The sequence below is a fragment of the Terribacillus halophilus genome, assembly GCF_900101385.1.
GTDB lineage: Bacteria > Bacillota > Bacilli > Bacillales > Amphibacillaceae > Terribacillus > Terribacillus halophilus.
In genome coordinates this window covers 170,322-196,243 of record NZ_FMZB01000002.1, presented here as the reverse complement: position 1 = coordinate 196,243, position 25,922 = coordinate 170,322, and the positions used below count along the sequence as shown (strand labels likewise).

Sequence of the window (25,922 nt, the reverse complement as noted above, 5' to 3'; positions counted from 1 at the left end):
GCTGTAAATGTAATTGATTTTTTAGCGAACTCAATTGTTTCACTAGGGTATCTCTACGACCAAATAATGTAGAGATTGTCCAATAAATATCCGATGGGGCTGCATCAGGAAGTTGTGTAATTCTTCTTGCTAGAATTTCTGTAATACACTCGGCATCCCAACTATCACTCTTTTTTTACAAGTATTATCAGGAGAAGCAATCAGAGGGGGAAAACGAATAAACAAGCCCTCATATCTATAATGAGAAGGCTAGTGAAAATCATCTATGGCATGATGAAGAATAAGACAGCATATGTCATGCCTAAACAAGTAGAAACGAAGGCTAGTTAATGGATAAAGGTGGCGGTGTAATTCAACTGTCACCTTATCTAATGTATGAAAAATTTAGAAATCTAGGAACAGAAGATGTGAATGCAATTGCTAAAAATACAGGCTTTTCTGTTGCTAGAATACAAAGGATTAAAGATCATGTTTTTAATAACTCTCATATAAAGGAACATGGAGTTGGGAGATTTGATCCGGACTACGAACTAGCTCAAGCATGGCAAGGATTGATAGATGGGAAACAAGTAGATTCTGATATACAATTATTACATCACGAAATTTTTGAGTCAAAATTTGAGGGTATATTCCAGACCAATTATAGAACAGCTCATGACAAAACAATAGAATCTGGAAGATAATGGAATTGGGAGAAAAACTATGAGGAGTGAAGATTCATGGCAGTTTTTGTTTTAATGTTGAAGAAATTTGAGGATGAAGAGAGGGTGGTTTATCAATATGGACCGAATGAAGATTTAATGGGACGAATTGAATATGATAAAATAAATGGAGTTATCAACCAACTATCGCAAATTGAGTCACAAGAGTTCGCTGATGAATTCTTCTTTAAGAGAGCAGGAAGACGACTTTCAAGAATGATTATTAATGAAAATCAAAATTTTGTTGATCGAACAACTATTGAATTTTAATTGCCTGCTTATGATTTTATAAATTTTTTATTAGATATAGGTATTTAAGAGATATAGCACAATATAAGGACCTTGATTGGCTAAATGCCTCTCAAGGTTTTTTACTTAAACCAGCTGATATTTGAGTGCGAAAATTAGAGAATGATTTGTTTGAGAATCGAGAGCTCATGATGGTAGTACCATTATGCAGTTTGGTTTTAATACTTTGATAGAGTGACAAGTACGATAAATAGGCGAGATGACATTTTACATGGCAGGGGTAGTCATGATAAGGAATGGCTGACAAGCTAACGAGATTGAGAAAGCTCGTGGTGAAAAACGGTAGCTTACATAAGAAGGTTACTAGTTTCTTAACAGGGTAGACAAATACTGGGTTGTATTTTTACTAAAGACGGTCGTATAATAATCGCTATTCGTTAAAAAGCGTTACACAAATTAAAATTTATGTAACGGGAGGGTGAACAGTTGAACGTTGTTGGGTATATACGAGTCTCAACTCAAGGGCAGACAAGAGATAGATATAGCTTGAAATATCAAGAAGATGAAATTAAAGCATATTGTGAAGAGAATAACTTGAACTTGATACATATTTTTTAGAGATGAAGGAATTAGTGGCGCAAAACTAAATGAAGAAGCATTAGAAATAGACAGGGTGGGCTTACAGGAGATGTTGGTTCACCTTTCGTCTGTCCAAATTGATTATGTGGTGGTGCTCAATACAAGCCGATTATGGCGGTCAGATATTGTGAAGGTACTGATACAACGAGAGCTTAAGAAATATGGTTGTGACATTAAAAGTATTGAACAACCCTTTTACAGTATCCATAAGAAAGACCCAAATGATTTTTTGGTAAATGGTTTAATGGAGTTATTAGACCAATATCAACGGCTTGAAATTGCTCCCAAACTAACGAAAGGGAGAAATAAAAAGGCGAAGGAAGGTGGTTATGCAGGAGGAAGGGCAACATTTGGCTATATGAAACAAAAGGGTGATAAAGAACTAAAGATACATAACAGTCATCATGCAGAAGTAGTGAAACGATTGTTTGAGCTTAGACAGATACATATGAAATGGTCACTGTCTAGGTTAGCAGAAGCATTAAATGAGGAAGGTTATAAAACAACGCAAGGGAAAGCATTTACGAAAGTACAAGTGAAACGTATTTTAGACCGAGAAAGTTTTTATCAGTGGATATATACATACGGGAAAATACAATCAAATGGCAAACATGAAGCAATAATTTAAAAATGTACTTAAAAAAGATGCTCAAAAGCAGAAACATATTTATGTGGGTGTAGACTTGCATAAACAGCATCATTTGGCAGCAGCATGTCGACACCGAGTGTAAAAGATATAGCCACCTTATCAAAAACGTCCGGAAAAAACCTGTCAGATATAATGGGGAACCAAGCCATTATGTCCAATGAAGCGGGACAATTAACGAAACAAACTGACACCGTGCTGCGTAACAACACCGTAGACAACGTAATCAGTTTAATGGATCATAAAGAAGCAAAATACCTGAAGCAATCCCAAGACGCACAGTATAGTACATTGGATCAACTGTTAAAGGCTACCGGAACTGATGGTATGCCGACTATGTCTAAACATAGCGGAAACCCGGGCTCGGTGACGTATGGATCAGGAAGGATTAAATCTGGTGGTGTTGAGGTAAGGACGTCGGGTAGTTTTGGGGTGGTTGGTAAGGGTACGGGTAATGGTAATATAGTCAACGAAGTTAAAGAAATTGATTTTGGAAAGCACATAATAAAAGGTGAAAATGGTAAGAAACAACTACTCCCAAATACTAAGTACGTAACCAATGATAACTACAAATATACTACCGATGAACTTGGACGTATTGTAAATGTAGATGCTCCCGAACTTGTATTGAAAAAGGCTAATAGAAATAAATACGCTCAGGCAAATGTAGGGGGAAGAGACAGATTACCAGATGATGATGGCGGACATTTAATAGGAGCACAATTTAATGGTCCTCCTGATATTGATAATCTTGTACCACAAAATAGTCAAATTAATAGGAGGGGTGGAGTTTGGTACGAAATGGAGACTGAATGGGCCAATGCATTGAAAGAGGTACCACCCAAGAAAGTCTCTGTTAGTATTGAACCGATCTATTCTAATAATTCAATGCGACCAGATTCCTTTATGGTCGAATATGAAATTGAAGGCCAATTTCCAGTGATTCGCGAGATTGCAAATAAATCAGGAGGCTGATATTGATGAGTTTTGAAACAGAATTAAACGAGTTATATAAAGAAATTGCACAACAGGTTAATGATATGATTCCAACTGAATGGGATAATTTCTATTTTAATGGTGAAGTTAAGGAAGGAGAAGGAGGAGTTTTCTTCTTTTTTACGCCAAAAGGTGAGGAACAACACATTTTTTCACATTATATTCCAAAATTATATAGTGTAGATAAGAGGGCTTATAATAAAGAACTACATAAATTATTTCAACTTACTGTTGAACTCCAAAAAGTTTTTACTGATAATGACCAAGAACCTTGGTTTTCAGTGACATTAATATTAAATGATACAGGTAAATTAAACGTACATTTTGATTATACAAATTGGCATGAAAGTGAATTTGGTCCAACAGATAGAATTAAGTATTTTGAATATAAATATATAAGTCAAAACAAAGAACAGCTAGATTTTGATTTATTAGAGAGAATGAAGGAATTTGAAGAAAAGTAAACTATAAAGCACTTGGTTGCCTTTTAGGCAACAGGTGCTTTTGTTTTTGGTGAAGTAAGAACAACATGAATGAGACCAGTTTGAAATTCAAAGCTCATGAAGGTAGTACCATAATGGAGTATTGATTTAATATTTGGATTTTGCGAGAAGCACGATAACCAGACGAGATGACATTTTACATTCCAAGAGGACTTATGATACTGCAAAACACACAAACTAATGGTAATGACAAAACTCGTAATGATAAAGGGGTAACGATACAGATACATAAATCTAGTGAATAAAAAGAAAGTGAGAATTTTTGAGTGAGACAAAAAGAAAATGATTTACATGAAAATCGAAAGCTCATGATGGTTGTACCATCAAGGAGTATCGTTTTAATACTTGGATAGTAAGAAAAGTACGATAAATAGGCGAGATGACATTTTATATGGCAGGGGTAGTTATGACAGGGAATGGTTAAAAAACTAACGAGAATGACAAAGCTCTTGGCGATAAAAGGTAGGTTACGTAAGAAGGTTACTAGTTTAGCATCAGGCAGACAAAAATTGGGTTGTATTTTTACTAGAGAGGGTCGTATAATACTCGCTATTCGTTAAAAAGCGTTACACAAATTAAAATTTATGTAACGGGAGGGTGAACAGTTGAACGTTGTTGGGTATATACGAGTCTCAACTCAAGGGCAGGCAAGAGATGGATATACATATTTTTAGAGATGAAGGAATTAGCGGTGCCAAACTGAATGAAGAAGCATTGGAAATAGACAGGGTGGGCTTACAAAGATGTTGGCTCACCTTTCGTCTGTCCAAATAGATTATGTGGTTGTGCTGAATACAAGCCGATTATGGAGGTCAGAAATTGTAAAGATTATGAAATATTCTTATGAATTTAAAAAGGATCCATTTGGTATAACTAGGATAAAACTATCGGAAGAATTAAGTGTTTTCTCGGATGTTTTCGAGGATATTTCAACAGAAGAAGAAGCGGATGAATATGTCGGTTACGTTAAGAAGGTGCTAGATGGAGAATATCAAGACTTTGAAATCACGTTAAATGCTACGAGTGTAAGTATAAAGAAAGATTTAACAATAGCTAAGCATCATTATCGGATTGATGAACCCTTTGAGAGTACAATAGAAACCGAGGGATTTTTAGAGTTAATGTTAATATGGAAAGAGAAAATAGCAGGTATATTCGGGGATTAATAATAGTATACGTTTTTGTGACTTAAGCACTTGATTGCATATTGGGCAACAAGTGCTTATTTCTATAATGTATGGAGTAAATTGTAAACTCTCTTCATCGAAAAAAGTGCGAGAAACGAAAGAGATGGCATTTTATAAGGCAGGAATACTCACTGCAAAGCTCTTAAACTAACGAGAATGACAATCCATGGCGTATAAACAGTGGATAACCAAAAAGGCAATAACGAAAACAAATAAATAAAAATAGGGTTGTGTTTTTCTGAGAAAGACCCATATAATACTCGCTATTCGTTAAAAAGCGTTACATAATTTACAAATTCGCGGACAGGTGCAAGTGCTGTCCGATCATTTGGCAGCAGCTTGTCGACACCGAGTGTAAAAGATATAGCCACCTTATCAAAAACGTCCGGAAAAAGCCTGTCAGATATAATGGGGAACCAAGCCATTATGTCCAATGAAGCGGGACAATTAACGAAACAAACTGACACCGTGCTGCGTAACAACACCGTAGACAACGTAATCAGTTTAATGGATCATAAAGAAGCTAAATACCTGAAGCAATCCCAAGACGCACAGTATAGTACATTGGATCAACCGTTAAGGGCTACCGGAACTGATGGTATGCCGACTATGTCTAAACATAGCGGAAACCCGGGCTCGGTGACGTATGGATCAGGAAGGATTGAATCTGGTGGTGTTGAGGTAAGGGCGCCGGGTAGTTTTGGGGTGGTTGGTAAGGGTATAGATAATGCTAATCATCCTATAAGAACTTATAGGAATGCTGATTTAAAAAAATTAGAAGAAAAATATACTGCAGACCCAAGAATTACAGTAGAAATGCCTTATGTGGGTAAGGGTAAAGCCGGAACCAATTCAGAAGGTTGGTTACGTGATAAAGACTTTTATTGGAAAGAAATAATGAATAAACATCCAGAAAGTTTAAGTAAGGCAAATAAACAAAAAATTCAATTGGGTTTCTCTCCGATAAATGATAAAACATTTAGAGAACACTTCCCTCAATATGATATAAAGGAATTATATAATGATAAATTAATCCATCATCATGTAGGTGGGGGTGGTCAAGCAGTTGCAGTGCCTTCCAAGCTACACCCAGGAACAGGTGGTATACATAATGCGGAAAAAGCTGCAGGTGTTTGGGGAAATGACAGTGAGTATGCTGAATTACTTGAAAAATTTTTAAATAAGTAAAGGATGATAACTTTGTCAATAAAAGAAGCAATGCAGATATACTTTCAAATGAGAAAAGAGATAGCTAATGAAGGTTTAGATTTTTTATTTAAAACACCAATTAGTAGTGAAGATAACCTAATAATTTATGATGGTGAAGTTGATGAGGAAGAATATATCTCATGGAAACCTGTAGAAAAGACCGTTTCACAGGACTTTACAAGTTTAGAAGATGAATTTGATATAAAATTGCATAAGTCAATAGTTGAATATTTTAACTCATATTGGTTTGCAGATTTAGATGGATTTTATCAGGAACACTATATTGCATTAGAGCCTGTGCTACCGAATAGCGAGATAAGTTCATTCCGAGAGTCACTGAAAGGATATAAAGAAAATCATGGGGATAGTTTAAAGAAGATACCTATTGGGATTGAAGGGAATGGTTTGTTGGTGGTTATTGAGAACAATAGTGGAATAATACAATTAGAAGATTTTGAAAGAGGGACATTTGAGCATATTGCTGAGAATATCCAAGAATTAATAGGGAATTTGAGACTTAAAAGATAGCATTTTATTTAGTGTCAAATATTTCAACAAGGATAAGTACACAATTATGTATCAGAAACTAACCTTTAAAGAACTAGTAAATAAAATATGTAATCCTAAGCTATCTGATGAAGAGGTAAGTGAATATATAGAAATCTTAGAAGAAAATGTTCCTCACCCTAATCCCAGTGACTTAATTTTTGGAACGATGAGGATTTATCACCAGAGGAAGTAGTGGAGATTGCATTAGCATATAAAGAAGAAAAATAATTGTATTTAGAATACCCTTAGTAGAACCTTGAAGGGCTATTTACTTCAAGGTTTCTTTTTTTATGTGGGGCTACCCAGTGTCGAACAGTTCCGATTAATAAATCCTTTAGTACGTACAACACTTATAAAACGTATGCCCTATCTACTCATTATTTTATTAAGCAAATAACCATAATATCATCAGTTATCAACATTCCTATTCTTCTAAACCTTACCTTCGCTCTTCGCTTTCTTCCTGCCTTTTTAATTTTTTCGCAACTTTTACGTACATAGAACGATGACTATAGCAAGAGGACTACTCCACCTCGATTAACTCCTGAATGTCGATGTCTAACACTTTGCATACCGTTTCTAATGTTGATAAATAAACCCTGTCCACGTTGTCTGAGCAAAGATGACTAATTGTATTGGGCCGCAGCCTTGTCATTCGTGCCAATTCACGTTGTGAAAGGTCACGTTCTTTAAGGATTTCCTTGAGTTTAATTGATATTGGCATGGTAATTCCCTTCCTCTTATTATGTTACCTTTTACGATACAATACAAATTTGTATCGGTAAATGGGTTGAATGTATCGCTAAAGCCGCATACAATAAATTTGTACTTAATATAGCGTCTAAGCGTTACGTTAATTGAGATTAGCGTAACGGAGGGGGAAACTATCATGAATGTTATCGGATATATTCGAGTATCTACACAAGGTCAAGCAAGGGATGGATACAGCCTTGCTTACCAAGAAGACCAGCATAAGGTTGAAACCTTTTCAGCTCTGTAGCGTATATAACTTAACAATATTTTTAGAAACTGTAGGAGCGATGAAATTTGGAATACGCAATATCAAATCAAAAAACAATCATGCAGAAGGTGCTGCAGACATTCCTTATGACGCTATTGTTGGCGACTATCGGTATATATGTTGGTCATTTCGTGCCGCCTGTGCTTATTCTGCCGTTAATTGTAGTGGAATTAGGTATGCTGATTGCGGCATTCTGGCTCAGGAGGAAAAAGGCTGTCAGCTACACGTTCATCTATATCTTCGCCATCATTTCGGGTATTACGACGTACCCGGCAGTAGCCTATTATGCGTCTATTGGCGGAGCGAATATTGTGCTGTATGCTTTCACGACAACGTTTGTCATTTTTGGAGCGATGGCGCTGGTGGGGGTCAAATCGAAGAGGGACTTCTCTTTCCTTGGCGGGTTTTTGTTTGTGGCTTTGATTGCCTTGATCGTAACAGGCTTGATCGGAATCTTTGTTCCGTACAGTGATGCAACAATGCTTGCTTTCTCAGGAATTGGTTCGGTTGTTTTTTCCCTTTATATTCTTTATGACTTCAATCAGATGGCGAGGGAGCAGATTACAGAGGAAATGATTCCGTTAATGGCGTTGAATCTGTATCTGGACTTTATCAACTTGTTCATGAATATACTGCGTTTCCTTGGCATCATGTCGAAGGATTAACATAATGAAATGCCAGAGATCTTATTAAGTCTCTGGTATTTTTATGGGGAGGATAAGACTATAAAGCCATTTTGCTTGTAAGAGATTGTTAAAAACAAAAAAGGGGGATTGAATTGCAAACATCAAAGATGCTTATAGAGAACATTGTTTCCGGTATTAACAATTCCACGATTTCCAAAGTGATTACAGAAGATCAAAATAAAGACTACGAGGGTATGTTGATTCAAATCGAGAACAATATGTATCGAAGTCGTTTAGCCAAAGTAACGCCTAAAAAAAGCGGCTATTTTGTTGTGTTTTGGGAAAAAGATGAGAATGATAAGAACCAACCTTATCGTTATGCGGATAGTCCCGATAAAATTATAATCACCATCATAGATAACGATTTGAGAGGTCAATTTATATTCCCGAAATCTAAACTATTAGAGAAAGGGATTTTAAGTGATGAAACTTCCAAAGGGAAAATGGGTATACGAGTATATCCGTCCTGGGTAAAAGGGTTAAATAAAACAGCTGCCCAAACGCAAAAATGGCAGCAGCATTTCTTTGTGGATTTATCAAAAGACCGAGAACGAGAGAGATTAGAGGAATTGTATTTTAAATAAAAATGCTCCTGATTTCATATGGAAAAATGAAAAAAGCCAGTCAGTTCTTAAGCTGCTGGCATTTTATTTAGCTCTTTTGCTGCGTGATTTCTCATATCTGCGTCTATTTTTCTTTTTTAATCGATGTTTTTTTCGATCCCGTTTGCTTTGTTCCCTGGACTGCTTTTTCTTCTTCCATCTTTGTTTCCAAGTGTCATAGTTTCTGAACATATAACGCATTATTAATATTAACATGCCGGTAAGGAAGAGGGTGATGAGTTCCGGAACTAATTTCGTACCATAAAAGATGATATCGGAAAGGGTAAGGCCGTTTGTATGAACGCGAAAAGGCTCATCTTGAGGAAAACCGATCGTTGTGGCGGACGTGCAGTTGGCATACACACTTGGCCTGACTTCTTTTGACATGTGGATTGTATTTCCGTCTGCATCCTTATACATAAATGCAATATAATGATAATTGGTTTCGTAGCGCCCGCCATTAATATCTTCATCTTTATCAGTTATAATTGCTTCGGTTTCATGCTGTGCACCGGTATAAGATTGGGCAGCATTATAAACCAATTTCCCCATCGAGGAATATCCATAAATCAAAATCGCTGCGAGGACACCGAAAAACAGAAGCTGGATGGTGTATGCGATTGGCCATGCCAGCCAGTCCCACCCTTTAATGCGGCGCTTGCAGGCGATGAGAAAGCTAATATAATGTATGAGTCCAATAGCGTAAAGTGCGATGAAGAATATCGATTTATTTTTTGCGGAGCGATATGCTTTATTCTCGGCGGAATCTGTCTTTGCGATCTCAATTGTATCGCCGATATCCAGCTGATCGAATTCTTCTAGTGTCACTTCGGTCAGTGCTCCATCAGCCGCCAAATGTGTTACTTTTAACTCCTCACCTGCTTTTAGAACAGCGTAGTAATACATATTGCCAAATAGATCACTAGAGATGGTCTTCCCCTCTACCGTTACTGCTTCTTTTTCTTCCTGATGTGTATGAACCAGCGTATACAGAGATTTGGCTTCAGCTGTAATACCCATCACGCCTGCTATAGCCAGGGCAGCTAGTATGATGTGAAGTGTAAGGGTTTTTGATTTCTTCATTATTTTCTCCTTTGGCTCTAAGTCTGTCGATTTTCCAATTTATGTATGTCGTTTAGTGTAATGAAAAACTGCTGTACCGTCAATTCTGATACTATCAAAGCACATGCAGGACAGGCTGAAGAGCACTCATAAAACGGAAAAGAGTGTATTCGAACTCCATTTCGTGTGAAAATAGGCTTGAAGTTATATTAAGTCGTATCTCTCCATTATGATAATTATGAATAAAACGAACACAAAAAAGCAGGGGAGCTATCACTTTCGTGTGTAAATACTCTCGTGCTGTTCCCGTTGGAATTTTTCATTGGGAAAGGGAATTACCCGGTACTGTATTCTGCCTGCGCTAGTATAGATAGATATCAAAAAACCTGAACTTACGGAATCTTAGTTTGGAGATTCACGTCAAAGTTCAGGTTTTCTTCTAGCTAAAACAATTTCACAGCTTCAACGATCCATAACAAAACTCGTTTTCGATTGCTGGTTGGTACTTAGCCAACCTTCATTTGCCAGAGCTTCAGACCATTTTTCTTGGATAACATCTGCGTCATCTGCATCATCTGTTTTGGTTGAAATTTCGGCAATTGTTTCTCCTTTGTAATGCCAAATCTCAAGATCAGCATCGATGTCTTCATAATTTCCTTCGAATTTAGAGACGGCGGCTGGTCCATAAGGCACGGCTTGTTCCAAGGTGTCATAGTACCAGTCCTGGTCATCCCAATTGCGGTATTTTTTAGGCGCTTCTTCACGGAACAAATCAAGAGCATATTTTATGTCTATACCATTATCGTAATTAAGCTTATCATTTTTGTTAAACTTTTCTTTCCTGCTGATGGAAAAGCTGTCCTTACCTGGCTTCTTATCTATTTCATATTTGTAATTGGACATATCTCCATGGAAGTCATGCTCGGCAGCTTCTGCAATTGCGTCAGATGGAGCTTGATCAGGAAAAGTCTTTTTGTAGGTGATATCCGTTTTCTTGTCACCATCATAGATGCGCAAACGGTGAACGTAATTCAGCTTGCGGAAGATTTGATCAGGTGTATCGAAATAATAGACTTTCAAATCTTCGTCATGGCTGGCGTGAAAGGCATTGACCAGATCATCTGTAGTAGCGAATTGACTGACATCCAACATGAATTTCACTTCATGGCCGGGATTGATAGGACTGTCTTCGGCGAACGACATGGTTGGGAATACAGTTATTAGCAATAGGGCAATAAGAACGGCAATGGATAGCTTTTTCATTGATAGACACCTCCGTTTAGAATAAGTTCCTTCGGTATATGAGCGATAAGTTTTGTGAAGTCCTTCGGTCTGCTGTGAAAGAATACGAGTTGTTCGGCTTGGATTCCGCCCAGAAGTTTTTCAACATCTTTCAAGTCTGGATGTGCTTTATAGAAAAACTCTGGATGTGCAGGAGAATCAATCGGGATTATCTTCATGTCTTCCAAGCGGCGGTTTGTGAAATAAATTCCTGATACGGATGCTTGGTTACTTGTTATACAGGCGATGCGTCCATCAGCTAGCAGGTTCGTCAGCTGTTCCTTCATGCCGGTGTGGAGATTGGCGGCATAAGATAAGCAATCTGATAAATGCTCCCGCAAAGCAGGTTCCAAAAAGAGCTGACGGTCAGGAAAACGTTTGTATACAGTTAGGATCAGATCGCATGCTTTACCTGATAGGGAAACAGGAATCTGGTAGCATCTGTCTGGGTTTTCCAGTGCTTTCAACAGTGCCTGCTCGCTTTTTTGGCGGGATGTAACCTGTCCGCCATGTCCGGAGTCTATGATAGCCAGCTGAAAAGATGACTGGGCGGGCGCTTCAGTTTGGAAAGTGACGGAATCCAGTACCATATCCCCTGAATAAAAGAGTGAAGCATCTCCTAGATGGACGATGTACCAAACACTCCCCAGCATATGACCGCTGTGACCCCACTCGAAAGATAAATCATTTGTTATATGGATCTTTTGGCCTTTTGTTGCAGGCGAAAAGGGGGTGAAGTTCAGCGTATCTACCGCTGCTGCTTGGTAAGGGGCAGCGGATTTTTGTCTCCAGCGCTGCTGAATCGGACCAATTTGAGCGTAGCTTGCTTCACTTAACCAAATCTCTCCTTCATATCCGTTGTCGGCCAGCAATGGCAGTGCTCCGACATGGTCGTTATGCACATGCGAAAGGAAGACGGCGTCCACTGATTGGGCAATCTCCGGTGTAAGGGGGGGATACACCTCGGGCTGGCCATTCTGGACACCGCAATCGAGCATGATGCGTGTGCTGGTTTCTAGGTGCTCGATCAGGAAACAGTTCTTTCCATACTCCTGAAAGCCTCCTAAAATTTGCATGCTGATCATGAATGTGTCAGAGCCCTTCGTTGTAACCAGTTCATAATCGTGATGAATGAAATGGTTAAAAGTACGGTGATAACAGCCATCGCCATGCCGACTCCTGCGTCCCCTTGTTCAAACTGGCTGTAAATGAACGTGGCGCTGGTAGAGACAGAAGGCGGCAGGATCAGCAGCGACCCGACTAGTTCCCGCATGGAGATGATGAATGTCATGATCCAGCCAGCTAGGATTCCTTGTGCCAGTAAAGGCAGCCATATACGCACAAAGATGATAAAGTTACTCGTACCATAGACTGCATTGGAATGGTGAATCGATTGGTGAAGCTGGCTTAAAGAACCTTTTGTGTACTGAACGGCATACGGCAGGAACAGCACGATATAAGTCACGATCGGCATCCACGTTGTGTTATAAACTGTCGCAGGCAGCCAAGACATGTTCCAGAATAGAATCAGTCCGACGACAAACACAATGCCAGGAATGATGTTTGGCATCATGCTGGTGAAATCCATCAGCTGCTGCGGTTTCGTAGCAGCATTCTTGATCGAAAGTGCTGTAAACAATCCAATGACCGCCGCAATCGTAGCAGCTGTGAAGGCAAAACCAAGACTATTCATCAGGGCGGAAAAGCCTTCCGAATGCAGGCTGAACAACTCCGCATAATGGGAGAAGGTAAGATTGTCCCAATGCAATCCATCGCCTCGGACTTGCAAGAGCGACGTAGCGATGATGGAAAAGTAAGGAACCCCAATGGAAAGCAGCAGAACGACGGATACAAAGAGCCAGGAAAATAAACGTACGGACATACTATCCTGCTTATTGGCAGAAATACCGGAGCGTCCGGAATGAATGCCATATGTATATTTCCGGCTTATGATATTCTGCAAATACCAGATGACCATGCAGACACTAAGCAAAATCAACGATAAGGAAGTGGCAGCTGAGATATTGACTGGCCAACGAGACAGATATTGATGGATCTCGGTAGTGAATACATAAAACCCGATTTGTTTACCGAACGTGGCTGGTGTCCCGAATTCTGCAAGTGTCTTGATGAAAATGAGCAAGGAAGCCATGGCGTAAGTCGATAGCAGCAGCGGCAGGACAATCCGGATCCAGTTCATCAGGGGGCTGTGTCCATATATGTCGGCAGCTTCCTGGAAGGAACCATTGATCCGTACGAGTGTATTGCGCAGCATTAAATATAAAAATGGATACAGATGCATGCTCATGATGAAAACCATTCCGGCCAGACTGAAAAATGATGCGGGTGCAGTCGTTGAAAACAAGCTTTCGTAGTAGCCGTTATGCTGCATGAATTGCATCCATCCCATTGACCCGATATAAGGCGGTGTCATGAAAGGGATGGTAAAGACAATATCAAGCCAATGCTTATTGGCGAACTGTGTTTTTGTCCGGATGATGGCAAGCGGTAAGGCGATGATCGTCGTGCCGAAAATGACAAGCAACCCGAGAACAAAAGAGTGCTCCATTGTGGTGAGGATGCGGTCATTCTTCAAAGCTTCTGAAAAAGCAGTGAAAGATAAGGATCCATCCTCCATGAATGTATAGCCCAGCACCGCTAGAAGCGGCGCTGCAGCCAACAAACCCAGTAGGGCAAACAGCATCCAAAAAGGTAGTTGTTTGCTTGCATACATAAGTCATTCCTCCATACTTATTGCATCATTTCCGTGAATTTGGTAAGGGTATCCACTTGTTTTTCTTCTGCACCATCCCACGAAACTGGCAGTGCTGGAATCTCGCTTAAAGCCGCGCGGTCTTGCAATGGAATATCTTCATTGCCAGGGAGCAAGTATGCATCCGCCACGAGTTCCTGTGCTTCATCGGATGTTAGGAAATCAATGAATTTCTCGGCACCTTCTTTATTTTTTGCATCCTTTAGAATCCCGGCCGCACGCGGACTGATTACTGTTCCGCTTTCAGGATAATAGATATCGATTGGTTCGCCTTTGGCTTTGGATTTATAAGCCATATAATCTACTGCAGATACGACCACATCTTTATTTCCTGTGATGACAGATTCCAAGCTTTCTTTATTTGCGCCGGCCACAAGCAACTCATTATCGTTCCAGCTCTGGAGCGTGTCCCATCCGTCTTTTTCCGTACTAGTCAGTCCGTAGAGGAAATCGACGGCAGATCCTGAGGAAGTCGGATCTGGCATCGTAACACGGCCTTTCCATTCCTCCTCGCCAAACTCTTTCCAGTCAGCGTCGAGTGCTGATACATTATTTGTGTTATAAGCAACACCTAAAGCAGATGCGCTGTAGCCATAATAATAGTGTTCCGGGTCGCTCCAGTCTTCGTTCATGCTGGCGCCATTTTCCGCTTCATATGACTGCAGCTTATCCTCTGCTTTCAAACCTTCCATGGATGGGATGGAAGCTAGGACAACAACATCGGCGACAGGGTTATTTGCTTCGGCTTCCATTCGGGAAAGAATCTTGCCGGTAGTTCCTTGGAACATTTCTACCTTAATGCCTGTTTCTTCTTCGAACTTTGCATTTATCTCATCAGCCAAGCCTTCTGGACCAGCTGAATAGACCGTGATGGTATCCTTGGATGTTTCCGAGGCATTCGCCTTTGTGCCTGTGTCGGAGCTGCAGGCGCTCAACAATAGAGTGGACATGACAAGGCCGGTGATGACGGTGCTAACTGTCTTTTTCATTGCATTAAACCTCCTGTTTGTAAAGGGAATAAGTTGTATCTTCTTGCACGTACAGTTTTACGATGGAACGGGCTTCGTGCGGACGGGAATCATAAAATTTCCAAAGCTGTCCGTCCACTTCTGCGTGGATGATGTATCTGTCACCTTCAAATAGGCTCTTGCGGACGATGCCGGTGTGGGTTATCCCGGCTGCTTGCGGCTGCAGATGAATTGCTTCAGGGCGAATCAAGTCCCTGTCAGCTGTCCAGTTGGCTCTGCCAATCAGGTTGGCAACATAATTATCAGCTGGAGCGTGATAAACTTGCTCCGGCGGTCCGTTCTGGATTACTTTTCCTGCTTCCATGATAATCATGCAATCTGACATTGCCATCGCCTCTGTTTGATCATGCGTTACAAAGATGGCTTGAGAATCGATAGTCTGGATAATGGATAAAATCTCCTCCCGCATTTGCTCCCGCAGAATGGAATCCAAGGCGCTGAGAGCTTCATCGAATAAAATCAATCGCGGATTGACAGCGATGGCTCTGGCTAAAGCGACACGCTGCTGCTGACCGCCAGAGAGCTCCCCGGGCTTGCGTTTCGCTTTGTCTTCCAGCTGTACTTTTTGTAACGCGTCCATGACGATCTCATGCCGTTCAGCTTTTGAGCGCTTATCTCGGAGTCCGAATGCAATGTTGTCAAATACACTCATATGCGGCCAAAGACCGAAATCCTGAAAGACCATGCCGATTCCGCGTTTGCTGGGCTTGATATTGACACTATCTTTCGATGAGAAAATGACTTGATCATCGAAGCGAAGCTCCCCGGCTGTAGGGTCAGTCAAGCCAGCCAGCATCTTCAGAAGCGTCGTCTTGCCGCATCCTGACTGCCCTAATATGGTGACAAACTGATCGGTGATGGTCAGATCAGTCTGGCCGACTGCTTGTACAGAACCAAAACGCTTCTCGATTCCTTGTAGTGTAATGCGCATGATATCCTCTCCTTGCTTTCAGTATAGAAAGGAAATGTATGGAGAATATTAACGTGCTGTTAACGTTGAATTAAAAAAAGTATGCGAAAATCAATATAGTAAAAGATTTTATCTAATATCCTTTAGGGTGATAAAATGAATCTTCAAAAACTATCCGTTTTTGTGACGCTGGTGGAAACGCGAAAAATGACAGAAACAGCAGCTAAATTGCAATTGACAGCACCAACTGTATCTTTTCATATTCGGTCTCTGGAAAAGGAATATCATATGCGGTTATTCCGGACAAATGCTGGTGGTTATCGTCTGACCTCTGGCGGAGAAGTGCTTTATCATTATGCAAAGCAGCTTATTCAAACAAATCGGGCGATGGAGCGATCGATGCGGGATATCAGGGAAGGGATGTCAGGTTCTATCCGACTTGGAGCCAGTGGTGTTCCGGCGCAGCTTTATATGCCGGATCTGATTCACCGGCTTACGGAACGATATCCGCGTGTGAAGGTTTCGCTGGATGTAAAAACAGCTCCTGAGATAGAAGCTAGATTAGCTACCCAGGAACTGGATTTCGGTTTGGTGATGGAAACGGAGCATAAGCAGGAAGAGCTGACTTATGAAGAGCTGACGAGTGATAAGCTGGTGCTTGCTTTTAGTAAAGAGCATCATTTGAAAGATAAGGCTGACTGGGGGATTGACGACTTACATCGGGAGACCTTGCTGGTGCATAATCTTTCCAGTTCCACTGGACACTTCTCCCGGACATGGCTGGTAGAAAAGGAAATGGAAATGGAGAAAATTGAGCTGGATTCGGTGTCGACCATTACGAAAATGCTCTCTTTTGGGAAATCAGTAGCCCTTATTTCCAAGCGGCTCATAGAAAAAGAACTAAATCTATCCTATAAAGAACTGCATGATTCGAGTTTGGAGCGGAGGATATTTTTCGTTTATCACCGTGATTTATGGTTTAGCGAGCCGTTTCGTCATTTTCAAGAGCTAGTGCGGGAACAGGCAAAGGTGTTGGACAGTAGATAAAGAAAAAGGCGAGCTTCTGCTGCAAGCTCGCCTTTTTACTTCTTATTTCTTATTAACAGATGCCTCGTAAATGGTATCCACTGCATCCTTCAAGGCTGCATCGAACGCTTCCTCGGACTGATTCGCATTCAGGTCCGCAGCCAATGCTCTGGAGAAGCTGGCAATTAAACCTTCATTCTTTTTCAGTTTTTCATTCGCTTCCTCACGGGAGTAGCCGCCTGATAAGACGACAACACGGACGACACGAGGGTGCTCCGTAAGCTCTTTGTATAGATTTGCTTGCGTGGGGATAGAGAGCTTGAGCATGACGTTCTCTTCCTCGGTCAGGTCGTTCAGATGGCGGAAAATTTCATCCCGGAGGATTTCCTCGCATTTTGCTTTATCTTCGCTGTGAATATTCACTTCTGGTTCAATGATTGGGACAAGACCAGCCGCGATGATGCTTTTTCCAATTTCGAATTGCTGATCGACGACGGCTTTGATGCCGCTGACATTTGGTTCTTTGATCACGGAGCGCATTTTTGTACCAAAAATGTTTCGTTCGGATGCGCGGCCGAGTGTTTCGTTAAGGTCATCGATCGGCTTCATGAGCTGAACGCCGTCTTTTTCTTCCGCCAATCCTTTATCAACTTTCAGGAATGGGACGATACCTTTTTCTTCCCACAAGTAATCGCCGGTATGTTTTCCCTCTATTTCACGATCCATTGTTTGTTCAAATAAGATGGCGCCGAGGATTTTATCCTTATTGAAGGATGGAGAAGTGATGATACGCGTACGCATGTCGTGGACAAGCTTGAACATCTCATCTTCTGTGGAATAGGAATCCTCGGATACGCCATACTCTGCCAGCGCTTTGGGTGTACTGCCGCCGCTTTGGTCCAATGCTGCAATGAAGCCTTTACCGTTTTTGATGATATCATATTGCTTTTCATTCATAAGTTCCACTCCTTTGGTCCGTTTATTTCATAAAAAAATACTCCATGTTCACTGTTCCCTTTTATCCAGGTTTTTAACATTAAATGTTTGATAGGGTTTTCATTTCGGGATGACATGCCGATGAAACAGGTTTCACTATTGAAAATAGCATCGTTCGCTTTATACCGGAAATTTTTGGTGTAACTTAAGTTGGATTGACGGTCTCTTGGGCTTGTTATAGGGTTAGTTTGACAATTTATCGGTTTGTGCGGAAGGAAGGTATCAATGAGCATTCGGGTTCGGTTATTCATCATGCTGCTATTGTTCATCATCCTGCCTTATTTCCTATCGGTCATTCTTATATATGTAAATAGCAAATCCAGCATCGAAGAACAAAATTTGGCCAAGAGTCGGGAAGAGCTGCGGGAGAGCGGGGGCGATTTGGAACAGTATGCAAAAGAGATGGTGCGGCTGCCGTATCGTTTGTTCAATATGCCTGAAGTACAGCAAGTGCTGGAAAATGGCATGTTAGAAGAAAGTACAGAGCAAATCCTTGCCTTTGAGAACAGCGTTGAGACGTATGCGGCAACACGGCCGGATATTCGGCAGCTGCGATTTTATTTCCAGCGGGATCAGCAGACAATGACAGTTTATCAGGCAAATGTCAGTGCGCCGAAGCCTGCACCGGGATACATGGACAACTCGCCATTTCAAGCGTTGTATAATTCGAAGGAAGCTTACATGCTGGAGGTACCCCATGTGCTGGAAAATGAAGATAATGTGGCGATTGTGCCGGAATCGGACAATACGATGGTACTGCCGATTCATCACAAGATCACTGACGTGTTGAGCGGGGAATTCCTTGGCTTTTTGACGACTGATGTAGAGCTCTCGTCTTTTGCTCCATTGCTGGAGGCAGTAACGAGAGAAGCTGGTACGCAGGTTCTGCTTGTCAATGATAGCGGCAGGATTATGTATAGCGAGGAATCCGGGCAGCTCGGAGATAAACTGAATGAAGAGAATCTGGCTGATTCGGATGATCATCTCGTTCTGCGCGAGGAACTGGGAGATCCTTTGCCCGGCTGGGAACTGATCAAGATTACATCAAAGGATGCGTTATTCCGCGATGCAAGAGATACAGCGTGGACGAATGTCTGGCTCGGAATTGTAGTAGTGGTGCTCGGAATTGTTTTGATATTGGTTATATCGCAGGTGTTTACCAAACCGATCATCACATTAAGTGATAAGGTGCGCTCCATTGAAGGCGGGCAGATGGATGTCGATTTAATAATGGAACGGAAGGATGAAATCGGTCATTTGGCGGCGCATATGCAGGATATGCTGGATCGAATCGATTCCCATATTGCGCGCGAATACAGACTGGAGTTAGAAGTAAGAGAGAGCCAGCTGCGTCTGCTCAAGTCACAGGTGAACCCGCATTTCCTTTTCAATGCGCTTCAATCCATCGGGGCAGTCGCGCTCCGTTCAAATGATCGAGAAGTGTACAAGCTGCTCGTATCCTTATCAAAAATGATGCGGTATGCCCTGCAAGCTGATCAGCTTGTACCAGTACAGGAGGAGCTTGCCTACATCGATGCTTACGTGAGGCTGCAGAATGAGCGCTTTGGGGCAGAATTGACTGTCGCTATTGAAGTAGAAGAGAAGGTAAAGTCATATCCGATACCGAGCATGCTGCTGCAGCCGCTTGTGGAGAATTATTTCAAGCATGGTTTCGAGCAGATGCGCAACGAAAGCCGTTTCCTTCTGAAGGGGATGCTGAGAGACGGATTTTTGGTATTCCAGGCGATTAGTTATGGTCCCTCGGTCAGCAGGCAAAGGCTGCAATTGCTGCAGCAGGAAGCTGCCGGCGGAACGGGTCTGCGGAATATAGCGGAGCGACTGCGCCTGCACCACGGAGGTGCTGCAGGTTTTCATTTAGATAATCTTGATGGCAAGGGTTTTAAAGTTACGATTTGTATTCCGATAGAGGAGAGGGGAGGTTTAGTATGAAGGCATTACTTGTCGATGATGAAAAAAATGGACGAGACGTGCTCCGGATGCTTGGAGAATGGGAGAAAAATGGCATAAGTTGTCTTCTGGAGGCTAGTGACGGAGAAGGGGCCCTTCAGCTGATTGAAATGGAGCAGCCGGAAATCATTTTCACCGATATTAGAATGCCTCGTATGGATGGCGTTCAATTGATTGAACGGCTTCACGCAATTGGATACATGGGAAAATATGTGCTTGTCACAGGGTATGATGACTACCAATTCATGCGCAAGGCCATCCAGTTCAATAGCTTTGATTATTTACTGAAACCAATCGAGCCGGAGGCGTTTGCAGAAGTGCTTGAAAAAGTGACGCAAGCGGTACGATCAGCCAGACGATATGAGGAAAGAGAGGCAGCTGTGCTGGAAGATGCCAAACGAATGCGACTGGAACAGCAAGTGACAGCTCTATGTACGAAAGAAGCGGGAAATACATCTCTATTACGCGAAGCCTTGCCGCAGATAGAGCGTCTTGACTTTACTTTATTATCCTTTTACCAGAAACACCAGCCTGCTTCGTTCATGGATGCATTGGCTGATGAATTGCAGCGTTCGGCAATCGGTGATGTTTTCCGTTTCCAGCAGGAGGAGCATATGTATATCGTGCTGACAGCTGCGGGCCATTGGCTGCAAGTTGAAAATTGGCTCCGGCAGCATCTGGATATACCAGTACGCCTCGTACAGAAACCACTTCCTGCATTGGAGGGCATACCGGCTGCATTCGGCCTGCTCCGGAAAAAACTTGCCCAGCATCAATATCGTACGATCAGAAGGCTTGAGGAGCTGGAGAGTGAACAACGTGGTCAAGATATCGTTACATATGTAAGGAACTATTATATGGAAGATGTGAGCTTGGAGCGGCTGTCAAAGCTCTTCTTCCTGACGAAAGAGCATATATCACGCAAATTCAAACAAGAAACCGGCATGACACTTTCCAGGTTTGTAACAAATTGCCGGATGGAACAGGCAAAACAATGGCTGGAAGAGACCGATAAAACATTGTACGATATTGCTCTTTTGCTCGGGTATCAGGATGAAAAATATTTCTCGAAGCTGTTTAAAAAGGAGACGACCCTAACTCCGACTGCATATCGAGCTAAACTGCGTGAGCAGGAGGAGAAATTGAGATGATAGGAAAGAAAGCAATTGTCGTGATAGTCCTCTTGCTGATATTTCTGCCGTCCAGCAGCATGAAGCTGCAAAAAAACACCAAGAACGATGCGGAAAAGGTGGTCACCGTTACGATCCGTAATCCGAAAGTGGAAATTGCTGCTCCATTTGAAAGCATGGCAAAGCTATATGAAAAGTCACACCCTCACGTTCGCATCCGAGTGGAAACAGTTGGCGGTATCTCGGATGATTTTTCAGATCTGAAAACACAGATGGCAGTTGGCGAAGGTCCGGATATCTTCACGAATGTCGGTTATGAAGCAACAGGCGAATGGCTGCATTATTTGGAGGACTTGAGTGAGGAGCAGTGGGTGGGGGATGCACGCGAAGATACACTCTCTCCGATCACCCAAGATGGGAAGGTATATGGCATGCCGATGAATATCGAAGGTTTTGGCATCATTTATAATAAGACATTATTCGAAAAAGCAGGAATTGATAAACTTCCGACAACATTCGCCGAGATGGAAGCGGCGGCGCAAAAGCTTGATAAAAGCGGTGTAACGCCATTTGCGAATGGGTATTACGAGGAATGGAAACTGGGTCATCATTTGACCAGTCTGGCTTTTGCGGAACAAACAGATCCGGAGGCATTCATGGCGGAGCTGGCGGGCAATCGGGCGAGTTTTACGGAGAATGAAGGCTTCCAGAACCTGTTGCGCTTCATTGATTTGACGCTTTCTTATGGGAAGCCGCATGCAGCAACCACGGACTATTACACGGAAATGGACGCGTTCCGGAATGGAGAAGCTGCCATGATTGTCCAAGGGAATTGGGTGGAACCGCTGCTGGGGGAACATAAGTTGGATGTGGGGATGTTTCCGATCCCGCTGGATGATAAAGGAGACACGCAGCTTGTCACCGGTGTACCGAGCTACTGGGTCGTGAACAAACAATCCGAATCTGCCGAAAAACGGGAAGCAAAGCGTTTTCTGAACTGGTTGGCGGAATCAGATGAGGCGCAAAAGTTCCAAACCGAGCAGCTGCACTTCATCTCCGCATTCCGTTCCATCCAGCCGCCTGCTGCTGGGATCAACGGGGATGCTTGGAGGCAATATGAACAACAAGATCGCCGGAACTTCAATTGGTCCTCTTATTCACCACCGATGAAAGACGCATTTGGCCGAATCCTAAAGCAATACGTCAACGAGGAAATGTCCAAGCGGGATACGTTGCAGGACTTGGATCATGCATGGAAGCAGTTTGCATCATCTCCCTAGTGTTGAAGTCCCTCTTGTACGAGGGACTTTTTGTGTGGATATCAATATTAGACAAAAAGGAGATCAAGATAAGCCATCCCCGATTTAGCTTCACTGTCCTATACTGTGCTCGTAAGGCGGGTTTGCCAAGGTCTGTCTTACAGGAATAGCAATCATACATAGGAGGAATGCGGGATGAAATTTCGGAAACGGGTATTGAAAACAAGTGTCGTTTCATTGAGTGCAGCATTGATACTTGGAAGCAGCCTGACGGTGGCTTCGGCTAAAACAGGAGCAGATGGAAATGTGAAGCCATATAAAGAAACGTATGGTACATCACAAATCACGCGTCACGACATGAAGGAAATGATCGGGCAGCACGGTAACGAACGGTTTACCGTTCCTGAGTTTGATGCTTCTTCTATCAAGAATATCGAGTCGGCTACGAAGATCGATGAAAATGGTAATGAGATTAAAATGGACGTCTGGGACACATGGCCACTGCAAAATGCAGATGGTACAGTAGCAGAGTATAATGGATACCATCTTGTATTCGGTTTGGCGGGTGATCCGAAAGATGCTAGTGATACCTTCATCTACCTTTTCTATAAAAAGGCTGATGACAACTCTGTCGGTGCATGGAAAAATGCTGGACGAGTTTTCGATGACGAAGATAAATTCAAAGGGGACAAGACATTAGCAGGTCAGGAAGAAGAATGGTCTGGTTCTGCTACTTTCACAGAAGATGGCAAAGTGCGTCTATTCTATACGAATCGCGGAGGCTGGAATGACGCGGAAGGCATCTTCGGAAAGCAATCCCTCACTACAGCCCAAGTGAATGTGTCCGAGAAGGGTGAAGGCACATTGCAGGTAGACGGAGTGGAAGATCATAAAACAATTTATGACGGTGGCGACAGCAAGACATACGAAAACATGGATAAGGCTTTCGAAGATCGCAACTTCGCCAATAACCACACACTCCGGGATCCGCACTATATTGAAGATAAAGGCAAGAAGTACTTAGTATTCGAAGCGAATACAGGTACGGAATATGGTTACTCTGGAGAAGAATCTTTGTATAACCGTGCGTACTATGGCAAAGGTGGCATGAAATTCTTCCGTGACGAATTCAAACAGCTGCAAAACGGCGGCAAAAAAGAGACAGCCGAGCTTGCTAACGGTGCCATCGGAATTGTGGAAATCAATGACGATTACACACTGAAAAAAGAGATGAAGCCGCTAATCGTTTCCAATACGGTAACAGATGAGATCGAACGCCCGAACATCTTTAAGAAAGACGGCAAATTCTACTTGTTCACAAGCACACGCGGATCCAAAATGACAATCGATGGTATCGATGATGAAGACATTTATATGCTTGGGTACGTATCGAACAGCTTGACTGGTCCATACAAACCAATGAACAAAACAGGTATCGTCCTGCATCAGGACTTGGATCCGAATGATTTGACTTGGACATATGCCCATTACGTGATTCCGCAAAAAGAAACAGATGATTTCGTTGTAACAAGCTATATGACGAATCGCGGTTTCTTCCAGGATCATAAGGCCACATTCGCTCCTTCATTCCTGCTTGATATCAAAGGCAAAAAATCTTCTGTTGTAGAAGATGGCATCTTGGAACAAGGGCAAATAACGTACGAAGAAGAATAAAGCATTTGCAAAAAAAGGAAATGTCATCATATGGCATTTCCTTTTCATTCATTTAAGTAAAAGCGTGGTGGACAGTATGACAAGAAAGAGGTGGACGGTGTTTGGATTGCTCGTGTTGCTTGTTGTGTTGGTGGTTGCGGCTTTGGTGTTTTTGAACCAGGGTAAGGTGGAAAATAAGAATTCGGGGAAAGCGCAGACTAACTCGTACCGTCCGGTTTTTCACTTCGGTTCGCCAGAGAAGTGGAAGAATGATCCGCAGCAGCCGATTTATTACCAAGGGAAATACCACTATTATTATCTCTACAACAAAGACTACCCCGATGGCAATGGCACCGAATGGCGGCATGCGACCTCAGAGGATTTGATTCATTGGCAGGATCACGGAGTTGCTATACCGAAGTACACAACGGAAAATGGCGATCCATGGACTGGATCTGTTATCCATGATAAGCACGATACAGCTGGTTTTGGTGAGGATGCACTTATTGCAATTGTTACCCAGCCGACAGGAGAGACTGGAGAGCAGGAACAGTATCTCTGGTACAGTACAGATGGCGGGGATACCTTCAAGCAGGAAAGTGAGGAGCCGGTGCTTGCAAACCCAGGTGCAGAGGATTTTCGGGATCCAAAAGTGATATGGAATGAACAAAAACATAATTGGATCATGCTGCTAGCAGAAGGGGGAAAGATCGGATTTTATGAATCAGCTGACTTGAAAACCTGGACATTCACTGGAGATTTTCAAACGGATGGAATCGGTGTACTCGAATGTCCGGATCTATTCCAACTGCGTGCACCAGACGGTACGCTCAAATATGTACTTGGTATGAGTGCGAACGGAGAAGGTAAAGGAGATCCGAAAACATACGCATACTGGATCGGGGATTTTGATGGCACGAACTTTAAGCCGGATCATGAAGACCCTAATTGGCTTGATCATGGATTTGACTGGTACGGCGGTGTCACCTTTGAGGACGGGTCGGCAGAGGATAAACAAACGAAGCGGTATGCACTGGCTTGGATGAATAACTGGTCTTATGCCGACCACACACCTACGATGGAATCGGATGGATTCAATGGAGTGGATTCTGTTGTCAGGGAAATCACTTTGAAGCAGGATCAAGAAGGCTATTATCTGGCTTCCCAACCGACTGCAGAGCTTGATGAGCTTGTACAATCCACGGATACAGTCGAGGATAGCGCCCTTCAGAATGAAAATCGAAGCCTGAATATATCGGCCGAGGCATATCGATTGGATGCTGATATTTCATGGACCGAAAGCCCGAATGTTGGGTTGCGTTTGCGGGAATCTGATGATCGAACGCGCCATTTGGACGTGGGGATTGCAGTTGCTGGCGGTTATTCCTATGTGAATAGAAGTAATACGTCCAATCCCGATCACGAAGGCTCTTACCTGGAAAGTAAAGCGCCGTTTGATGCGGGGAAGAAGCAAGCGCATGTGACTGTTCTAGTGGACAAAACAAGCGTGGAAGTGTTTATAGACGACGGAAAAGTTGTGCATAGTAATTTGGTATTTCCGCAAGTGCAGGATCAAGGAATCAGCTTGTTTGCAGAAGGTGGAAGTGCAGAGTTTAGTAATATCTATATAAAGAAATTGGAGAATAAACAATAGATTTTTTGAAAAGGCCATTTACAGGGCCTTTTTTTCTTGTTTTAAATGTTATTGTCAGTTGTATATATATGTTAGGTTATTTTACGTCTTGTGTGAGCAATAATTTTCGAGTTATAATGATTCTTGTTTATTAAATATTTGTGATAATGTAAGCAAAGCAGTACATAATACAGATGATTTGTAAAAATCGTTAC

At 42.2% G+C, this 25,922-nt stretch carries 23 protein-coding genes and 3 pseudogenes; 18 read left to right on the top strand and 8 right to left on the bottom strand.

Annotation, left to right across the window (positions count from 1 at the left end):
* Positions 1–329 precede the first annotated feature (329 nt).
* The 9 genes and pseudogenes from BLQ53_RS04190 (at position 330) to BLQ53_RS19125 (ending at position 6,907) form a co-directional block, all read left to right on the top strand.
* Positions 330–683 carry a hypothetical protein gene (locus BLQ53_RS04190; protein WP_244499243.1) on the top strand — a complete coding sequence of 118 codons (354 nt, stop codon included), beginning with the start codon at positions 330–332 and terminating at the stop codon, positions 681–683.
* 36 nt (positions 684–719) lie between these two features.
* On the top strand, positions 720–971 hold the full coding sequence (locus tag BLQ53_RS04185) for a hypothetical protein (protein WP_093726037.1): 252 nt from the start codon (positions 720–722) through the stop codon (positions 969–971).
* 465 nt (positions 972–1,436) lie between these two features.
* A pseudogene (locus BLQ53_RS04180) lies at positions 1,437–2,217 on the top strand (recombinase family protein).
* Between the two features lie 171 nt (positions 2,218–2,388).
* The gene (locus BLQ53_RS04175; RefSeq protein WP_244499242.1) at positions 2,389–3,210 is read left to right on the top strand and encodes a DNA/RNA non-specific endonuclease; all 822 of its coding nucleotides are present in this window, start codon (positions 2,389–2,391) and stop codon (positions 3,208–3,210) included.
* Positions 3,211–3,215: 5 nt separating this feature from the next.
* Entirely contained in the window at positions 3,216–3,695 is a 480-nt protein-coding gene (locus BLQ53_RS04170) for an immunity protein YezG family protein (RefSeq protein ID WP_093726036.1), read from the top strand.
* Positions 3,696–4,564: 869 nt separating this feature from the next.
* Positions 4,565–4,900 carry a tRNA-Val4 gene (locus tag BLQ53_RS04165; RefSeq protein WP_093726390.1) on the top strand — a complete coding sequence of 112 codons (336 nt, stop codon included), beginning with the start codon at positions 4,565–4,567 and terminating at the stop codon, positions 4,898–4,900.
* A gap of 447 nt (positions 4,901–5,347) precedes the next feature.
* On the top strand, positions 5,348–6,109 hold the full coding sequence (locus tag BLQ53_RS18845; RefSeq protein WP_244499241.1) for a hypothetical protein: 762 nt from the start codon (positions 5,348–5,350) through the stop codon (positions 6,107–6,109).
* A 30-nt stretch (positions 6,110–6,139) separates the two neighbouring features.
* A complete protein-coding gene (locus BLQ53_RS04155; RefSeq protein WP_093726388.1) occupies positions 6,140–6,658 on the top strand; it encodes a SecY-interacting protein Syd in 519 nt (172 codons plus the stop codon).
* A gap of 46 nt (positions 6,659–6,704) precedes the next feature.
* Positions 6,705–6,907, top strand: a pseudogene (locus BLQ53_RS19125) (bacteriocin immunity protein).
* 295 nt (positions 6,908–7,202) lie between these two features.
* Here BLQ53_RS19125 and BLQ53_RS04145 read toward each other — a convergent pair.
* The gene (locus tag BLQ53_RS04145) at positions 7,203–7,403 is read right to left on the bottom strand and encodes a helix-turn-helix domain-containing protein (protein WP_093726035.1); all 201 of its coding nucleotides are present in this window, start codon (positions 7,401–7,403) and stop codon (positions 7,203–7,205) included.
* 165 nt (positions 7,404–7,568) lie between these two features.
* On the opposite strand from BLQ53_RS04145, the pseudogene BLQ53_RS18705 reads away from it, so the two are divergent.
* The 3 genes and pseudogenes from BLQ53_RS18705 to BLQ53_RS04135 form a co-directional block, all read left to right on the top strand.
* A pseudogene (locus BLQ53_RS18705) lies at positions 7,569–7,655 on the top strand (recombinase family protein); the annotation flags it as partial.
* A gap of 104 nt (positions 7,656–7,759) precedes the next feature.
* A complete protein-coding gene (locus tag BLQ53_RS04140) occupies positions 7,760–8,365 on the top strand; it encodes a Bax inhibitor-1/YccA family protein (RefSeq protein ID WP_093726387.1) in 606 nt (201 codons plus the stop codon).
* 113 nt (positions 8,366–8,478) lie between these two features.
* Positions 8,479–8,970, top strand: a complete 492-nt coding sequence (locus tag BLQ53_RS04135; protein ID WP_244499240.1) for a MepB family protein — start codon at positions 8,479–8,481, stop codon at positions 8,968–8,970.
* Between the two features lie 63 nt (positions 8,971–9,033).
* Here BLQ53_RS04135 and BLQ53_RS04130 read toward each other — a convergent pair whose 3' ends face one another.
* The 6 genes from BLQ53_RS04130 to BLQ53_RS04105 all read right to left on the bottom strand — a co-directional run bounded on the left by BLQ53_RS04130 (position 9,034) and on the right by BLQ53_RS04105 (position 16,063).
* Positions 9,034–10,071: a hypothetical protein gene (locus tag BLQ53_RS04130; RefSeq protein ID WP_093726034.1), complete on the bottom strand. Its 1,038-nt coding sequence runs from the start codon at positions 10,069–10,071 to the stop codon at positions 9,034–9,036.
* Between the two features lie 441 nt (positions 10,072–10,512).
* Positions 10,513–11,313 carry a CYTH domain-containing protein gene (locus BLQ53_RS04125; protein ID WP_093726033.1) on the bottom strand — a complete coding sequence of 267 codons (801 nt, stop codon included), beginning with the start codon at positions 11,311–11,313 and terminating at the stop codon, positions 10,513–10,515.
* On the bottom strand, positions 11,310–12,416 hold the full coding sequence (locus tag BLQ53_RS04120) for an MBL fold metallo-hydrolase (RefSeq protein WP_093726032.1): 1,107 nt from the start codon (positions 12,414–12,416) through the stop codon (positions 11,310–11,312). The genes BLQ53_RS04125 and BLQ53_RS04120 overlap by 4 nt, the downstream gene beginning before the upstream one ends.
* The gene (locus BLQ53_RS04115) at positions 12,413–14,065 is read right to left on the bottom strand and encodes an ABC transporter permease (protein ID WP_093726031.1); all 1,653 of its coding nucleotides are present in this window, start codon (positions 14,063–14,065) and stop codon (positions 12,413–12,415) included. Before BLQ53_RS04115 ends, BLQ53_RS04120 begins: the two co-directional genes overlap by 4 nt.
* A gap of 17 nt (positions 14,066–14,082) precedes the next feature.
* Positions 14,083–15,093, bottom strand: a complete 1,011-nt coding sequence (locus tag BLQ53_RS04110; protein ID WP_093726030.1) for an ABC transporter substrate-binding protein — start codon at positions 15,091–15,093, stop codon at positions 14,083–14,085.
* Between the two features lie 4 nt (positions 15,094–15,097).
* The gene (locus tag BLQ53_RS04105) at positions 15,098–16,063 is read right to left on the bottom strand and encodes an ABC transporter ATP-binding protein (RefSeq protein WP_093726029.1); all 966 of its coding nucleotides are present in this window, start codon (positions 16,061–16,063) and stop codon (positions 15,098–15,100) included.
* A gap of 135 nt (positions 16,064–16,198) precedes the next feature.
* Between BLQ53_RS04105 and BLQ53_RS04100 the strand changes: the two genes are divergently transcribed.
* A complete protein-coding gene (locus tag BLQ53_RS04100) occupies positions 16,199–17,089 on the top strand; it encodes a LysR family transcriptional regulator (protein ID WP_093726028.1) in 891 nt (296 codons plus the stop codon).
* Positions 17,090–17,131: 42 nt separating this feature from the next.
* On the opposite strand, the gene BLQ53_RS04095 is transcribed toward BLQ53_RS04100, so the two are convergent.
* Positions 17,132–18,025 carry a fructose bisphosphate aldolase gene (locus tag BLQ53_RS04095; protein WP_093726027.1) on the bottom strand — a complete coding sequence of 298 codons (894 nt, stop codon included), beginning with the start codon at positions 18,023–18,025 and terminating at the stop codon, positions 17,132–17,134.
* 264 nt (positions 18,026–18,289) lie between these two features.
* Here BLQ53_RS04095 and BLQ53_RS04090 point away from each other — a divergent pair, with 264 nt between their 5' ends.
* From BLQ53_RS04090 to BLQ53_RS04070, 5 genes are all read left to right on the top strand, one after another.
* Positions 18,290–20,014 (top strand): cache domain-containing sensor histidine kinase, encoded by a 1,725-nt coding sequence (locus tag BLQ53_RS04090; protein WP_093726026.1) that lies wholly within the window; start codon positions 18,290–18,292, stop codon positions 20,012–20,014.
* Positions 20,011–21,183, top strand: coding sequence for a response regulator (locus BLQ53_RS04085; RefSeq protein WP_093726025.1), 1,173 nt, complete (start codon positions 20,011–20,013; stop codon positions 21,181–21,183). Before BLQ53_RS04090 ends, BLQ53_RS04085 begins: the two co-directional genes overlap by 4 nt.
* Entirely contained in the window at positions 21,180–22,442 is a 1,263-nt protein-coding gene (locus BLQ53_RS04080) for an ABC transporter substrate-binding protein (protein ID WP_093726024.1), read from the top strand. The genes BLQ53_RS04085 and BLQ53_RS04080 overlap by 4 nt, the downstream gene beginning before the upstream one ends.
* Positions 22,443–22,616: 174 nt before the next feature.
* Entirely contained in the window at positions 22,617–24,095 is a 1,479-nt protein-coding gene (locus BLQ53_RS04075) for a glycoside hydrolase family 68 protein (protein WP_093726023.1), read from the top strand.
* Positions 24,096–24,171: 76 nt separating this feature from the next.
* Positions 24,172–25,728, top strand: coding sequence for a glycoside hydrolase family 32 protein (locus tag BLQ53_RS04070; protein ID WP_093726022.1), 1,557 nt, complete (start codon positions 24,172–24,174; stop codon positions 25,726–25,728).
* Positions 25,729–25,922 lie beyond the last annotated feature (194 nt).